The sequence below is a fragment of the Microbacterium sp. AB genome, assembly GCF_032878875.1.
In the GTDB taxonomy this organism is placed as follows: domain Bacteria; phylum Actinomycetota; class Actinomycetes; order Actinomycetales; family Microbacteriaceae; genus Microbacterium; species Microbacterium betulae.
Window position 1 is genome coordinate 1,049,478 of the sequence record NZ_CP118157.1, and the last position, 14,734, is coordinate 1,064,211.

Genomic DNA, 14,734 nt, shown 5'->3' on the forward strand with positions numbered 1-14,734 from the left:
ACCCCCTGACCAAGAAGAACCTGATCAGGCGTTGAATCGTTTTGGCGGAGGATAGGGGATTCGAACCCCTGAGGGCTTGCACCCAACACGCTTTCCAAGCGTGCGCCATAGGCCACTAGGCGAATCCTCCAGGGCCCTTGCGGGCCGCAGACCATCCTACAGGGCGTGCGAGGCGCGTCTCGACACGGGCGCGTCAGACGAGCACGTCGGCGTACAGCGCGCGCGTGCGGTCGGCGATCGCATCCCACGAGAACTCGCGCTCTGCGCGCTCGCGACCTGCTTCGCCGAGTGCCCGGGCCCGGGCGGGGTCCGACACCATCTCGGCGAGAGCGTCGGCGAGGTCCGCCACGAACCGCACAGGATCGAGGGGGGTTCCCGTGCCGTCGTCGGCCTGATCGAGCGGCACGATCGCGCCCGTCACGCCGTCGGCGACGACCTCGGGGATGCCGCCCGTGCCGGTGCCGACGACGGGTGCGCCGCAGGCCATCGCCTCGAGGTTCACGATGCCGAGCGGCTCGTAGACGGAAGGGCACACGAACGTCGTGGCGGCGCTCAGCAGGGCCGTGAGCTCCGGGCGGGGGAGATGCCGGTCGATCCAGACGACGCCGTCGCGCTCCACGCGCAGCTCGGCGACGAGGCCCTCCACCTCCGCCATGATCTCGGGGGTGTCGGGCGCGCCCGCGCACAGCACGAGCTGCACGTCACCGGGCAGGGATCGCGCGGCGCGCAGCAGGTAGGGCAGGCCCTTCTGCCGGGTGATCCGCCCGACGAAGACGATCGACGGGCGATCGGGGTCGACGCCCAGCGCCCGCACGGCGTCGCCGTCGTCCACGCGCCGCCAGCCGTCGAGGTCGATGCCGTTGTAGACGACCCTGACGCGATCGGGCTCCAGCTCGGGATACACGCGCAGCAGGTCGCGCCGCATGCCCTCGCTCACGGCCACGACGGCGTCGGCGGAGGCCAGCGCGTCGCGCTCGATCCAGCTCGACAGGCGGTACCCGCCGCCCAGCTGCTCGGCCTTCCACGGACGCAGCGGCTCGAGACTGTGGGCGGTGGCGACGTGCGGGATGCCGTGCAGCAGCTGGGCGACGCGTCCCGCGAGGTTCGCGTACCAGGTGTGCGAGTGGACGAGGTCCGCGCCCGCGACGTCGCGGGCGATCGCGAGGTCGGCGCCCATCGTCTGCAGCGCGCCGTTGGCGTCCTCCAGGCCGGCGGGCGTCGCATAGGAGAACACTCCGGGCTCGTCCCGCGGAGCCCCGAACGCGCGCACGACCACCTCGATGTCCCGGCGCAGCGCCCTGACGAGCTCCGCGACGTGCACGCCGGCGCCGCCGTACACCTCCGGCGGGTATTCACGGGAGAGCAGATCGACGCGCATGCAGTCAACCTAGCCGCCCGCCGGGACGCAGGGGAGACGATCGCACGATCCGCGTCTCTTTCCGCGCGCCACCCCTGCCGTTCCGCCTCGCGCGTCACTAGGGTGAGGCCATGGCCAAGTACTTCGGCATCGTCCTCGCCGGCGGCGAAGGAAAGCGGCTCCTGCCGCTGACGGCGGATCGAGCGAAGCCGGCGGTGCCGTTCGGCGGCCAGTACCGGCTCATCGACTTCGCGCTGTCGAACCTCATCAACTCGGGGCTCCGGCAGATCGTCGTCCTGACGCAGTACAAGTCGCACAGCCTCGACCGGCACATCTCCCAGCTGTGGCGCATGAACGGCCTCCTCGGCTCCTACATCGCCTCCGTGCCCGCGCAGCAGCGCCTCGGGAAGCGCTGGTACCAGGGATCGGGCGACGCCATCTTGCAGAGCCTCAACCTCGTGTACGACGAGAACCCCGACTACATCGTCGTCGTCGGCGCCGACCACGTGTACCGGATGGACTTCTCGCAGATGCTCGACGCGCACATCGCCTCGGGCGCCGACGCCACCGTCGCGGCCATCCGCCAGCCCATCGCGCTCGCCGACCAGTTCGGCGTCATCGACATCGATCCCGACGAGCCCGCGCGCATCCGCGCGTTCCTCGAGAAGCCGTCCGATCCCGAGGGCCTGCCCGACTCGCCGGGCGAGGTGCTCGCGTCGATGGGCAACTACGTCTTCACCGCGCAGGCGCTCATCGACGAGGTGCTGCGCGACGGCGACCGCACCGACTCCGGCCATGACATGGGCGGCGACATCATCCCGGCCTTCGTCGAGCGCGGCACCGCGGGCGTGTACGACATGAAGGAGAACGTCGTCCCGGGCGCCTCGGCGCGCGATCGCTACTACTGGCGCGACGTGGGGACCATCGACTCCTACTTCGAGGCGCACCAGGACCTCATCTCGGTGCTGCCCGTCTTCAACCTGTACAACCAGGACTGGCCGATCTTCAGCCAGCAGGTCAATCTGCCTCCGGCGAAGTTCACGAGGGACGCCCGCGGCACGCTGAGCACGGTGATCGACTCGATCGTCGCGAGCGGGTCCGTCGTCTCCGGCGCCCACGTCGAGCGCAGCGTTCTCGGCTCCGGCGGGATCGTCGAGTCGGGGGCGCACGTGAGCGACTCCATCGTCTTCGAGAACGCCCGCATCAAGCCGGGCGCGACCGTGCGCCGCGCGATCCTCGACAAGAACGTCGTCGTCGAGGCGGGCGCCACGATCGGGCTGTCCCGCGAGGCGGACGCCGCGCGCGGCTTCGCGGTCACGCCGAGCGGCATCACGCTCGTGGGCAAGGGAGAGACGGTCCCCGTCGCCTGAGACGCCGCTCGCCGTCTCAGGCGTCGTCGGCGAGGCCGGGTCGCACGACGAGGGAGCGGGGCAGGACGGCTGCGCGGATGCGCACCGCGGTGCTCGGGAGGAGCGCGTGGCGGATGCGGCGGAGCGCGGCCTCCGCGGCGCGACGGGGGAGGGCCTCGGCGTCGCGGGCGAACGCCGCCCGCTCGACCGCGCCGACGAGGAGGGCGACGTCGGCAGCGGGCGCGCCCCGGTCCGCGACGAGCCGTGCGCCGAGTGTCCGCGGCGACTCGCTCGCGCTCACCTCCGCTCCCGCGTCGATCGCGGTGTCGACGAGCTCGAGCCACGCCGCCTCCGCGAGGGCGGTGCCGCGCGCGCGGACGCGTCGCGCCCGGCGGAGGCGGCGCACGGCCAGGGGCAGCGCGAGGACGAGCGCGGCGACCAGCGCGCCGATCGCGATGCCGCGCGACCGGGACGCGTCCGAGGCGTCCGCGTCCGACTCCGAGGCGGGGGGCTGGTCCTCGACGGGGACGGTCTCGCCCGTCGTCGGCGTCGGAGACGGCGCGGCATCCGGGCTCTCGGGCTCCTCCTCGGGGCTCTCGGACGCCCCGAGCGTCTGCGGCAGGAAGTTCGTCGCCACGCCGAGCGAGGCCGTCGGCTCGAACGGGACCCAGCCGATGCCCTCGAGATACGCCTCGGGCCACGCGTGCAGCTGCCTGCTCGTCACCGAGTACGTCACACGGCCGTCGTCGTCGGTCTCCCCCGTGGACGTTCCGGGGAGGTAGCCGACGACGACGCGCGAGGGGATGCCGAGCGTGCGCGCCATGACGGCGAACGACGAGGCGAAGTGCACGCAGTAGCCGGCGCGCACGTCGAGGAACTCCGCGATCGCGTCGACCCCCGAGCCGTCGAAGCCCTCCTCGACGGGCGCGTCGAGCGAGTAGGCGAACTCCCCGCCGCGGAACCAGCTCTGCAGCGCGCGCAGCTCGTCGTAGGGGTTCTCCGCGCCGGAGGTCAACTCGGCCGCGAGCTCGGGGATGACGTCCGGCAGCTCCGGCAGCTCCAGGGTCTGCTCGGGCACGGATGCGCCGTCCGCGGACGCCGCTCGGGCCTGCTCCCGCGTGGGAGCCGCATGCTGCCATCCCACCGTGTACTCCGCGCCGAGAGACGTGCTCGAGCTCGACACGACCGTGCGGTTCGCCACGAGCATCGACCACGACTCGTCCACGCCCTCGAGCTCCGTCGCGGCGTAGGGGACGGGCAGGTACTCGCCCCTCAGCTGCGTGATCTCGACGAGGGCCGAGCTCTCGACGCTCGGCGCGGTGCCCTCCTCGACGCCGGGGAGCGCGCCGACCGCGGACAGCCGGCCCGTGTCGGGCTCCCAGACATCGCCGTCGAAAGACGACAGGGTCGCGACGCGCAGATAGGGCGCGGAGCCGGCGTCGGTCGTGATCCTCAGCACCTCGGTCTCGGCGGGCTGGCGCAGGCTGGCTCCGAGATCGAGGTCGGCGTCGATGGTCGTGGTAGGACCGAAGCCCGAGCCCGGGCGGGCGACGGGCTCGGGCAGGAGGGGCGGGACGACCAGGGCCGCGACCACCGTGACGGCGCCGACGATCGCCGCGACGGCGGAGACGGATGCCGTGTGCCGGGCGTCGCGTCGCGGTCCCCGTGCGCGCGCATCCGCGTGGAGAAGGAGCAGGATCGACACCGCGGACGGCACGAAGAACACCGCGTCGACCCGTTGCGGGACGACGAGCGACGGGACGAGCGAGACGGCGATGAGGCCGACCGACGCGAGCAGCGGGAGACGAGCGGTCAGGATGACGTGCGCCATCGCGATCGCGAAGACGCCGAAGGCCGCCGCCAGCACCCACGACAGCCCCGCCGAGGGGGCCACGGGCGCCACCCCGTCCATGATCTCCTCGGACGCCCCCGCGAACAGGGCTTCGAGCGCGGGGAACGTGTCCCGGACGGGCAGCACCACGAGCCGCGGCACGGTGGGCGGCAGCAGCAGCGCGACGCACAGGGCCCATGCGGCGATCTCCGCGGCGACCGCCCATCCCGGTCGCGCGGAGCGCCGCACGAGGGAGCCCGCGGCGAGGACGACCGCGACGACGAGGAGAGCCGACGGCAGCCAGGCGGGCACGATGACGCGCGCGAGGGGCAGGGCGGAGGCGATGACCGCGACGCCGGTCCACAGCGCGAGGAGCGGGTCGCCCCGGCGCGGAGCCCGTGCGGCCCCGCCCGGTCGGGCCCGCGTCGTCCTCGTGCCGTCCGGACGATCAGCCGCGGCCATGGGACGCCCCCGGATCCAGGGAACGGGCCCACGCGGTCGCGGCATCGTCCTCGAGCAGGACCGAGCGCCATCCGGCGCGCGTCGCCGCGTCGAGGGCGTCGCCGTGCGGAGCGGCGGCGAAGAGCAGGGGCAGCGACGCCTGGCGCACGACACGCGCGAGCAGGGGAGCGTCGGCGGCGTCGAGCCGGCCCGTGATCAGCACCAGCGGCCCCGCGGCGACCCCGGCGAGCACCTCCGCCAGCCGCGGCAGGGCATCGGGGGAACGCGTGCCGACGGCGGCGAACGCGCTGAGCAGCTCGTGGCGCTCGTCGGACTGCGCGGCGCCCTGGACGCCGAGGGAGGCGAGGGGAGCGCCTTCGCCGTCGACCACGCTGACGAGGTATCCGTCGCGTGCGAGCCGCCACGCGGCCGACACGCACAGGGTCACCGCGGTCTCGAACGCCTCGTCCGCGCCCGGCGAGGCCGCGTCGGGCGACCAACGGGCGGCGCTGCGGTCGAGCACGACGACGGCCCGGGGCGACGCCTCGTGCTCCTCCTCGCGCACCATGAAGTCGCCCAGCCGTGCCGACGCGCGCCAGTGGATGCGGCGCATCGAGTCCCCGGGCGCGTACGGACGGGGGATGAGGTTGTCGCTCCCCTGCCCGCGGCGCTCTGCGGTCGTCAGCGCGAGGCCGGAGTCGCCCGCGACCCGCGGCAGCGGCGCGAGCGGCGCGAGACGCGGCGTGACGGCGGCGGAGGTGCCGCGGCCGAGCCGTCGCGCCCGCCTGGCGATGCCGAAGGGGTCGTGCTCGACGACCGTGAGCGGGCCGATCTCCCACACGCCGCGTCGTATGCCGGTGACCGTATATGAGAGCTCGAGGGCGTCGTTCGCCCCGATGCCGGGCAGGAGGCGCGCGGAGAACGTCCCCGAGGCCTCGCCCGACAGGCCCGCGGGCAGATCGTCCGACCAGCTCCCTCCGGCCGTCGGGAGCGCCGAGCGTCCCGACACGCGCACGACCACGGCGCTCTCCTCGTCGATCGCGACGGTCTCCGGGCGCACGACGCGCGTGAGCCGCCCCGGGCGGCGGCGCAGGTACACCGACAGCAGGCTGGCGGCGACGAGCGCGATCATGAGCACGCCGAAGGCGAGGGCCTCGCTCGAGCCGACGACGTGCGCAGCGGTCCACAGCCCGGCGCCCAGCACGAGCGCGCCCGTCCCGCGCAGCGTGAGCGGCCAGCGTCGCATGGCGGTCAGGGCGTCGCCGTCAGCGGCACCCGGATGGACCGCACGACGCGCTCGAGGATGCCGGAGGCGGCATCCTCCTCGCCGCGATGCCGGGCGGCCTCCCGCGTGGGGATGACGCGATGCGCGAACACGGGCACGAGCAGCGCGGCGATGTCGTCGGGGATGACGTACTCGCGCCCGTCGAGGGCCGCGCGGACCTTCGCGGCGCGGACGAGCTGGATCGTCGCGCGCGGGCTCGCCCCGAGGCGCAGGTCGGGATGGCGCCTCGTCGCCTGCGCGATCGCGACCGCGTACCGCTCGACGACGGGCGCGACGTGCACGGCTCGCGCCCAGGCGATGAGGGCCGCCACGGTCTCGACGTCCACGACGGGACGTACCGCGTCGAGCGGGTTCGCCCCGTCGCGCTGGCGCAGCATGAGCACCTCGGCGTCGGTGTCCGGATAGCCCATCGAGATCCGCATCATGAAGCGGTCCCGCTGCGCCTCGGGCAGGGCGTAGGTCCCCTCCATCTCGAGCGGGTTCTGCGTCGCGACGACGAGGAACGGCGCCGGGAGCGGATGCGTGCGGCCGTCGGCGGTGACCTGTCCCTCCTCCATCGCCTCGAGGAGCGCCGACTGGGTCTTGGGGGACGAGCGGTTGATCTCGTCGGCGATGACGATGTTGGCGAACACGGCGCCCGGCTTGAACTCGAACTCGCGTGTGACCGGATCGAACACCGACACGCCCGTGACGTCGCTGGGCAGGAGATCGGGCGTGAACTGGATCCGGCGGACGCTCGCGGCGACCGACGCCGCGAGGGACCGCGCCAGCTGCGTCTTGCCGACGCCCGGCACGTCCTCGATCAGCAGATGCCCCTCGGCCAGCAGCGTGATCAGCGCGCTGTCCACCGCCTGCGGCTTCCCGTCGATCACGCCGCCGATGGCGCGCGCGATGCCGTCGGCGGCCTCCCGGAACCGCTCCGCCGTCATCGTCTCTGGCACTGGCCACCTCGCATTCCGGGTTAGACTGGATGCAGCTCTCCGCGTGGCGGCATCCAGGCCAACTCCCCCAGGACGGAAACGTAGCAAGGGTAACCGGGCTCTGCCGGGTACGCGGAGAGTCTTTCTCTTTTCACGGGGACGCCCAGGGCACGTGCCCCGTCCGGCGGTGGCGATCGTCGAAGACATGGCCCATGCGCTTGCCGTAGTGCAGCAGGATGCTCCGCTCGGTCACGCGCACGTCGAGCCCGCGGACGATGCGCGCCTCCACGTCCGGCGCCTCCGCGAGGGAGCGCAGCCAGACCACGGTGTAGAGGTTCGCGCCGCCGCCGGCGAGCGAGGCGCACGCCCTGGCGAGCGGCAGCTGGCTGATGCGATCCGCCGTCTCGTGCAGGCGCGCGGCGGGCACGACCATCCAGAGCACGAGGGAGTGGGGCCAGTGCGGCTGGTCGAGGCGCACGTCGACGCGCTGCACGATGTGCCCCGAACGGATCGCTCGACGGACGAAGCGGCGCGCGTGGGGCTCCGAGACGCCGAGCGTCGCGGCGAGCGCCGAGCTCGGGGCGCGGCCGTCGCGTTCGAGGACGCCGATCGCCGCGCGCAGCGCGGGCGTCGGGAAGCGGAGCGGGCCGTCCGTGCTCGTCGCCGAGCACGTCGTGGAGCCGAGCGATCCCGAGCGCCAGTGCGAGCCGTCGCGGAACATGCGCGTGACGAGCATGGACCGCATCCGCACGACGCCGTCGTGCGACGTGAGGCCCGACTGCATGAGGCGTCGGAGCTCGAGGATGTCGGGCACCATGACGGTGAGGAGCAGGTCGTGGTCGCCCGTCGTGTGCGCGATGGTCATGACGCGCGGATGACCGACGAGCGTGCGGGCGATCGCGTCGGACGTGCCCGGACGGCACTGCACGGCGATGAGCGCCGTCACGACGCCCGACCGCCACCCCGCGTGCGTCGTGATCCAGGCGGAGTCCGACCCGCGCAGGCGCTCCCAGCGCCGCCTCGCGGTCGGAGCGCTGATGCCGAGCTGCGCCCCGAGCCGGGCCCACGGCGCCCGCGGATCGTCCTGCACGGCGTCGACGAGGGCGAGGTCCGAATCGGACAGGGACGACGATGCGGCGCCCGGTGCGAGATCCATATCGGACATTCTGCGGGTCGATCGGGCGAGTTTCGATCCCCGTAACAGAACGATGCGTTCGGATCGCAACACTGTGGCGACCGAACCTTCCGACGAACGGAGCGCCCGTGGCCCGAATCCAGACCTCCGACCTCGCCCTCGCCGACGCCGGCGGCGTCAGCGGAAAGCTCCTCAGGGGGATCGAGCGCGTCGGCAACCGTCTGCCGCACCCGTTCTTCCTGTTCCTCATCCTCGCGGGGGTCGTCGCCGTCGCATCCGCCGTCGCCGCGGCGCTCGGGGCGACGACGCTCGACCCCGCGACGGGAGAGAGGACGCCGATCCGGAGCGTCCTCTCTCCCGAGGGCCTCGTCTACGCCGTGACGAGCGCGATCGACAACTTCGTCTCGTTCCCGCCCTTCGGGCTCATCATCACGGTCATGCTCGGGATCGGCGTGGCCGAGCGCACGGGGCTCCTGGGCGCGTTCATGCGCGCCGCCGTGCTGTCGGCGCCCGGATGGGCCGTGACGTTCGTCGTGGTCTTCGTGAGCCTCATGGGCAATCTCGCGTCCGATTCGGCGATGGTCATCCTGCCGCCGCTCGCGGCCGCCGCCTTCCTCGCGGCGGGCCGCCATCCGCTCGCGGGATTCATCGTCTCCTACGCCGCCGTGGTCGCGGGCTTCAGCGCCAACGTGGTCCCCGCGGGCACGGACGTGCTGATGTCGGGCATCACGACCTCGGCCGCGCAGATCGTGGATCCGGGCGCCGAGGTCTCCGTGGTGGCGAACTACTACTTCTTCGCGACCTCGACGATCATCCTCGCCGTCGTCATCACGTTCGTGTGCCAGCGTTTCCTCGAGCCGAAGCTCGGGCCGTACCGGGGCGAGGCGGTTGACGCCGACGTCGAGCCGGTCGACGCCGCCCAGCGCCGCGGGCTCGTCGTGGCGTCGGTCGCTCTCGTGCTCTCCCTCGCGCTGCTCGCGACCGCCGTGCTCTGGCCGGGGTCGGCGCTGCGGGGCGAGGACGGCGGGATCCTGCAGTCGCCGTTCATGTCGAGCATCCCCGTCCTCATCATGCTGCTCTTCCTCATCGGAGGGGTGGCGTACGGGGTCGCGGCGGGCACGCTGCGCACCTGGGCGCAGGTCCCCGAGATGATGGCGGAGACCGTGAAGGAGCTCGTGCCCTTCATCGTGGTGATCTTCACCGCCGCGCAGGCCATCGCCTGGTTCTCGTGGTCGCAGCTCGGGCTCCTCATCGCCACGAGCGGCGCCGAGGGCCTGGAGGCCGCGGGGCTCGGCGGCATCGGCGGCCTGATGCTCTTCAGCGTCTTCGTCCTCCTCCCCGCACTGCTCCTCGCGAGCGGCTCGGCGCTGTGGACGCTGCTCGCGCCCATCTTCGTGCCGATGTTCATGCTCAACGGCGTCGACCCCGCCTACGTGCAGGCGGCGTTCCGCATCACCGACTCGGCCTCCAACACGCTCGTGCCCATGAACCCCATGCTCCCCGTCATCCTGGGCCTCATGCAGAAGTGGGCGCCGAAGGGCGGGCTCGGCACCCTCTTCAGCCTCGTCATGCCGTTCACGATCGTCATCTGGGCCGTGTGGCTGCTCCAGCTGCTCGTCTGGGGCCTCCTGGGCCTTCCCGTCGGGCCGGGGCACGGGCTCATGATCGCCGGCTGACGCACCGGACCCCCTCGAGATCGACAGTGGAGGAATCACCATGACCGTTCCCACCGACACCATGCCCGAGATCGTCGACGGCCTGCGCGACCGTCTGCCCGACGCGCTGCCCCTGCTCGTCGACGTGGCGGCCGATCTGCACGCGCACCCCGAGATCCGCTTCACGGAGGTGCACGCCGCCGCCCGCCTGACCGCCGAGCTGGAGCGGGCGGGATTCGCCGTGACGCGCGGCTTCGCGGGGCTGGAGACCGCCTTCGTCGCGCGCTGGTCCACCCCCGACGCCCCGCCCGGCACGCCGACGATCGCCGTCTTCTGCGAGTACGACGCGCTCGAGGGAATCGGCCACGCGTGCGGCCACAACGTCATCGCCGCGTGCGGGCTGGGCGCCGGGCTCCTCGTGAAGGAGGTCCTCGAGCGCACCCGGGCGGCTCCGGCGCACCTCGTCGTCATCGGCAGCCCGGGGGAGGAGGGAGCGGCGGGGAAGGTGCCCATGATCGAAGCGGGCGTGCTCGAGGGGATCGACCTCGCGGTCATGGTGCATCCGTCGGCGCACGACTCCGTCGACGGCACGACGCTCTCGCGCGTCGCGCTCGACGTGGAGTTCGGCGGGCGCGCCAGCCACGCCGCCGCGAGCCCCGAGCTCGGGGTCAACGCGCTCGACGCCGCGACGCTGTCGCTCAACGCGATCGGGCTGCTGCGGCAGCAGCTCGCCGACGACGTGCGCGTCCACGCGATCGTCACGGACGGCGGGCAGGCGCCCAACATCATCCCGGAGCACGCGGCCCTGCGCGTCTTCGTCCGCGCGAGCGAGCGCGCGCACCTGCTCGAGGACGTCGTGCCGCGCGTGCGCGCCTGCTTCGAGGGGGCGGCGATCGCGACGGGATGCTCCGTGCTCGTCGAGGAGCGGACCCCGGCGTACGACGCGCTCGTCTCGAACCCCGTGCTCGCGGACGTCGCACGCGCCGCGTACGCCGCGCTCGGACGCGAGGTGGCGCAGGCGCCCATCACCGGGTCCACCGACATGGGGAACGTGAGCCACGTGGTCCCGTCGATCCATCCGATGATCCGGCTCATCCCCGACGGCGTGCCGCACACGCGCGAGTTCGCAGCGGCCGCGGGAGGCCCCGAGGCCGAGCCGGCGATCGCCGACGGCGCGGTGCTGCTCGCGGCGACCGCGCTCGCGGTGTTCCGCGATCCCGGCCTCGCCGTGTCCGCGAGGACCGCGTTCGACGCACGGTGACGGCGACGCGACGGGCGTCCGCCCCGTGCGCCCGTCGCGTCGCCGTCGTCCCCGTCTTCGACATAGGGTAGAAGTCGTGGCGAGAAGCATCTACATCACGTCGGCCGAAGGCCACTCCGGGAAGTCCACGATCGCGCTCGGCGTCCTCGACGCGCTGAGCAGGGCGACGCCCCGGGTGGGGGTGTTCCGACCCATCGCGCGCTCGGCGGACGAGCGGGACTACGTGCTCGAGATGCTCCTCGACCACGACGGCGTCGACCTCGCGTACGAGGAGTGCGTCGCGGTGACCTACGACGACGTCCGCTCCGACCCCGACGCCGCTCTCGCCGCGATCGTCGCGCGCTACAAGGCCGTCGAGGCGAAGTGCGACGCGGTCGTCGTGCTCGGCAGCGACTACACCGACGTCGGCAGTCCCGCCGAGCTGGCCTACAACGCCCGGATCGCCGCGAACCTCGGAACGCCCGTGCTCCTCGTCCTCGGCGGACGCGCCCAGCAGGGGCGGAACGAGCAGCTCGGGACGACGGAGGCGCGCACGCCGGCCGAGGTCGCCCAGATCGCGGCGCTCGCGGCGCCCGAGCTCGCCCGCGAGCGCGCCGAGCTGCTCGCGATCGTCGTGAACCGCGCCGCCGACGACCGTCGCGCCGACGTCATCTCGGCGGTGGCCGCCGTCACCCCCTCGTCGCCCGTCTGGGCGATCCCGGAGGACCGGATGCTCGTGGCCCCGTCGATGGGCGACGTGCTGCACGCGGTGGACGGGCGTCTCGTGAAGGGCGACGAGCAGCTGCTCACGCGCGAGGCCCTCGGCGTCGTGGTCGCGGGCATGTCGATGGAGAACGTGCTGCCGCGACTCGCCGACGGCGCGTGCCTCATCGTCCCCGGCGACCGCAGCGAGGTGCTGCTCGCCGCGCTCCTCGCGAACGCCTCCGGCACCTTCCCGTCCCTCGCGGGGATCATCCTCAACGGGCCCTTCGAGGTCCCGGAGTCCGTGTCCCGGCTGCTCGACGGCCTCGACTCCCACCTCCCGATCATCCGCGCCGACGGCGACACCTACGCCACCGCCGTGCGCGTGATGAACGCGCGCGGCCGCCTCGCCGCCACCTCCCCGCAGCGGTACAACCTCGCCCTCTCGCTGTTCGAGCAGCACGTCGACACCGCGGAGCTCCTGCGCGTGCTGGGCGTCGCGCGGTCCACCGTCGTCACGCCGCTCATGTTCGAGTACACGCTGCTCGAGCGCGCGCGCTCCGACCGCCGCCACATCGTGCTGCCCGAGGGCGACGACGACCGCGTGCTGCGCGCGGCGGGCATCCTGCTGCAGCGCGGCGTGGCCGAGCTGACCATCCTCGGGGAGCCGTTCGACGTGCGGGCGCGGGCCATCGAGCTCGGCGTCGACCTGCGCGACGCGCACGTGCTGAGCCCCTTCGATCCCGCTCACGTCCACCGGTTCGCGACGGAGTACGCGGCGATGCGCGCCCACAAGGGCGTCACGTACGAGCGCGCCGCCGACACCGTGACGGACGTCAGCTACTTCGGCACGATGATGGTGCACCTGGGCCTCGCGGACGGGATGGTCTCCGGCGCCTCCCACACGACCGCTCACACCATCCGCCCCTCGTTCGAGGTCATCAAGACCAAGCCGGGGGTCTCCGTCGTCTCCAGCGTGTTCCTCATGGCGCTCGCCGACCGCGTCCTCGTCTACGGCGACTGCGCCGTGATCCCCGACCCGACGAGCGAGCAGCTCGCCGACATCGCGATCTCCTCGGCGCGGACGGCCCGGCAGTTCGGCGTCGACCCGCGCGTCGCGATGCTGTCGTACTCGACGGGGGAGTCCGGCTCGGGCGCCGACGTCGACAAGGTGCGGGAGGCGACGCGGCTCGCGAAGGAGCGCGCGCCGGAGCTGCCGATCGAGGGCCCGATCCAGTACGACGCCGCCGCGGACGCCGCGGTCGCGAAGGCGAAGCTGCCGGGATCCGAGGTCGCGGGCAGGGCCACCGTGTTCGTCTTCCCCGACCTCAACACCGGCAACAACACCTACAAGGCCGTGCAGCGGTCGGCCGGAGCCGTCGCGATCGGACCCGTGCTGCAGGGTCTCAACAAGCCCATCAACGATCTGTCGCGCGGCGCGCTCGTCGACGACATCGTCAACACCGTGGCGATCACGGCCATCCAGGCACAGGGAGAGTGAGCATGGCCGGTCAGACGGTCCTCGTCGTCAACAGCGGCTCGTCGTCGTTCAAGTACCAGCTCATCGACATGGAGTCGGAGCGGGTCCTCGCGTCGGGCCTCGTCGAGCGGATCGGCGAGGAGGTCGGCGCCGCGACCCACACCGTCCGCTTCACGGCCGCCCCCGGCGAGCCCGCGCCGGCGATCGCCGACGAGAAGCACAGGCTCGAGACGGACATCCCCGACCACACGGCGGGGTTCCGGGTGATGCTCGACGCCTTCGCCGCACACGGGCCCGCGCTCGACGCGGATGCGCTCGCCGCGGTCGGACACCGCGTCGTGCACGGCGGCGCGCGGTTCTTCGAGCCGACCGTCGTGAACGACCTCGTCGAGATCAACATCGACGAGCTGTCGGTGCTCGCGCCCCTCCACAACCCGGGCGCGCTGCAGGGCATCAGGGCGGCGCGGGCGGCGTTCCCCGACGTGCCGCACGTCGCGGTCTTCGACACGGCGTTCCACCAGACGCTGCCGCGAGCCGCCTACACGTACGCGATCGATCGCGAGGTCGCCGAGGCGCACCGCATCCGCCGCTACGGCTTCCACGGGACGAGCCACAAGTACGTCTCCGAGGCGGCCGCCCGCTTCGTCGGCCGCCCGCTCTCCGAGCTGAGGCAGATCGTTTTCCACCTCGGCAACGGCGCCTCCGTCACGGCCATCGACGGCGGCCGCTCGGTCGAGACGTCGATGGGGATGACGCCGCTCGAGGGCCTCGTCATGGGCACGCGCTCGGGCGACGTCGACCCGGCCGTGCTGTTCCATCTCGCACGCCGGGCCGACATGACCACGGGCGAGCTCGACACGCTGCTGAACAAGCGCAGCGGCCTGCTCGGGCTCGCCGGCGTCTCCGACATGCGCGACATCGAGACGCGCGTCGCGGAGGGGGACGAGGACGCCATCCTCGCGCTCGACGTCTACGTCCACCGCCTGCGCGCCTACGCGGGGAGCTACCTCGCCCAGCTCGGTGGCGTGGACGTCATCTCGTTCACGGCCGGCGTGGGCGAGAACACCCCCGCCGCCCGCGCGGGCGCGCTCTCGACGCTCGGCTTCGCCGGGATCGAGCTCGACGCCGAGCGCAACGCGAACGCGCCGCGCGGCGAGCTCTCCGTGATCTCGACGGATGCATCTCCCGTCACGGTGCTCATCGTCCCCACGGACGAGGAGCTGGAGATCGCCCGTCAGTCCCTCGCCGCCGCGCGCGCCTGACCCGCGCCGGCTCGCCATCCGCGGCGGAGCACCACTACGCTGGGGGCATCAGCGGACACCCTGTGTGACGGAGGATC

General features: G+C 72.9%; 10 protein-coding genes, 1 tRNA gene and 1 other RNA gene. 6 read left to right on the forward strand and 6 right to left on the reverse strand.

All coding sequences use genetic code 11. The features are described 5' to 3' along the window. Nucleotides 1-42 precede the first annotated feature (42 nt). Nucleotides 43-130 (reverse strand) — tRNA-Ser (locus N8K70_RS05045). 63 nt (nucleotides 131-193) lie between these two features. Further along, entirely contained in the window at nucleotides 194-1,378 is a 1,185-nt protein-coding gene (gene glgA, locus N8K70_RS05050; RefSeq protein ID WP_317140522.1) for a glycogen synthase, read from the reverse strand. 110 nt (nucleotides 1,379-1,488) lie between these two features. Here glgA and glgC point away from each other — a divergent pair, with 110 nt between their 5' ends. Beyond that, on the forward strand, nucleotides 1,489-2,727 hold the full coding sequence (glgC, locus tag N8K70_RS05055; RefSeq protein ID WP_317140523.1) for a glucose-1-phosphate adenylyltransferase: 1,239 nt from the start codon (nucleotides 1,489-1,491) through the stop codon (nucleotides 2,725-2,727). Between the two features lie 16 nt (nucleotides 2,728-2,743). Here glgC and N8K70_RS05060 read toward each other — a convergent pair whose 3' ends face one another. From N8K70_RS05060 to N8K70_RS05070, 3 genes are read right to left on the reverse strand one after another with little or no spacing between them, the layout of a single operon-like run. After that, on the reverse strand, nucleotides 2,744-4,999 hold the full coding sequence (locus N8K70_RS05060) for a transglutaminase family protein (RefSeq protein WP_317140524.1): 2,256 nt from the start codon (nucleotides 4,997-4,999) through the stop codon (nucleotides 2,744-2,746). Continuing rightward, nucleotides 4,986-6,224, reverse strand: coding sequence for a DUF58 domain-containing protein (locus N8K70_RS05065; protein WP_317140525.1), 1,239 nt, complete (start codon nucleotides 6,222-6,224; stop codon nucleotides 4,986-4,988). Before N8K70_RS05065 ends, N8K70_RS05060 begins: the two co-directional genes overlap by 14 nt. A 5-nt stretch (nucleotides 6,225-6,229) precedes the next feature. Next, on the reverse strand, nucleotides 6,230-7,192 hold the full coding sequence (locus N8K70_RS05070) for an AAA family ATPase (protein ID WP_317141172.1): 963 nt from the start codon (nucleotides 7,190-7,192) through the stop codon (nucleotides 6,230-6,232). Nucleotides 7,193-7,234: 42 nt separating this feature from the next. Here N8K70_RS05070 and ffs point away from each other — a divergent pair. Continuing rightward, nucleotides 7,235-7,331: signal recognition particle sRNA small type (gene ffs, locus N8K70_RS05075), an RNA gene on the forward strand. Nucleotides 7,332-7,334: 3 nt separating this feature from the next. Here the strand turns inward: ffs and N8K70_RS05080 are convergent. Beyond that, nucleotides 7,335-8,339: an Lrp/AsnC family transcriptional regulator gene (locus tag N8K70_RS05080; protein WP_317140526.1), complete on the reverse strand. Its 1,005-nt coding sequence runs from the start codon at nucleotides 8,337-8,339 to the stop codon at nucleotides 7,335-7,337. Nucleotides 8,340-8,446: 107 nt separating this feature from the next. On the opposite strand from N8K70_RS05080, the gene N8K70_RS05085 reads away from it, so the two are divergent. The 4 genes from N8K70_RS05085 (at nucleotide 8,447) to N8K70_RS05100 (ending at nucleotide 14,657) form a co-directional block, all read left to right on the forward strand. Then, entirely contained in the window at nucleotides 8,447-9,994 is a 1,548-nt protein-coding gene (locus tag N8K70_RS05085) for an AbgT family transporter (RefSeq protein ID WP_317140527.1), read from the forward strand. Between the two features lie 40 nt (nucleotides 9,995-10,034). Then, nucleotides 10,035-11,234 carry a M20 family metallopeptidase gene (locus N8K70_RS05090; RefSeq protein WP_317140528.1) on the forward strand — a complete coding sequence of 400 codons (1,200 nt, stop codon included), beginning with the start codon at nucleotides 10,035-10,037 and terminating at the stop codon, nucleotides 11,232-11,234. 76 nt (nucleotides 11,235-11,310) lie between these two features. Continuing rightward, nucleotides 11,311-13,416 (forward strand): phosphate acetyltransferase, encoded by a 2,106-nt coding sequence (pta, locus tag N8K70_RS05095; RefSeq protein ID WP_317140529.1) that lies wholly within the window; start codon nucleotides 11,311-11,313, stop codon nucleotides 13,414-13,416. A 2-nt stretch (nucleotides 13,417-13,418) separates the two neighbouring features. After that, nucleotides 13,419-14,657 carry an acetate kinase gene (locus N8K70_RS05100; protein WP_317140530.1) on the forward strand — a complete coding sequence of 413 codons (1,239 nt, stop codon included), beginning with the start codon at nucleotides 13,419-13,421 and terminating at the stop codon, nucleotides 14,655-14,657. The last annotated feature ends 77 nt before the right edge of the window (nucleotides 14,658-14,734 follow it).

Excerpts from the sequence above, each read along its gene's own strand:
- N8K70_RS05090 (WP_317140528.1), top strand. The coding sequence starts at position 10,035 with ATGACCGTTCCCACCGACACCATGCCCGAGATCGTCGACGGCCTGCGC.
- N8K70_RS05080 (WP_317140526.1), bottom strand. The coding sequence starts at position 8,339 with ATGGATCTCGCACCGGGCGCCGCATCGTCGTCCCTGTCCGATTCGGAC.
- glgA (WP_317140522.1), bottom strand. The coding sequence starts at position 1,378 with ATGCGCGTCGATCTGCTCTCCCGTGAATACCCGCCGGAGGTGTACGGC.
- N8K70_RS05060 (WP_317140524.1), bottom strand. The coding sequence starts at position 4,999 with ATGGCCGCGGCTGATCGTCCGGACGGCACGAGGACGACGCGGGCCCGA.
- N8K70_RS05100 (WP_317140530.1), top strand. The coding sequence starts at position 13,419 with ATGGCCGGTCAGACGGTCCTCGTCGTCAACAGCGGCTCGTCGTCGTTC.
- glgC (WP_317140523.1), top strand. The coding sequence starts at position 1,489 with ATGGCCAAGTACTTCGGCATCGTCCTCGCCGGCGGCGAAGGAAAGCGG.
- N8K70_RS05070 (WP_317141172.1), bottom strand. The coding sequence starts at position 7,192 with ATGACGGCGGAGCGGTTCCGGGAGGCCGCCGACGGCATCGCGCGCGCC.
- N8K70_RS05065 (WP_317140525.1), bottom strand. The coding sequence starts at position 6,224 with ATGCGACGCTGGCCGCTCACGCTGCGCGGGACGGGCGCGCTCGTGCTG.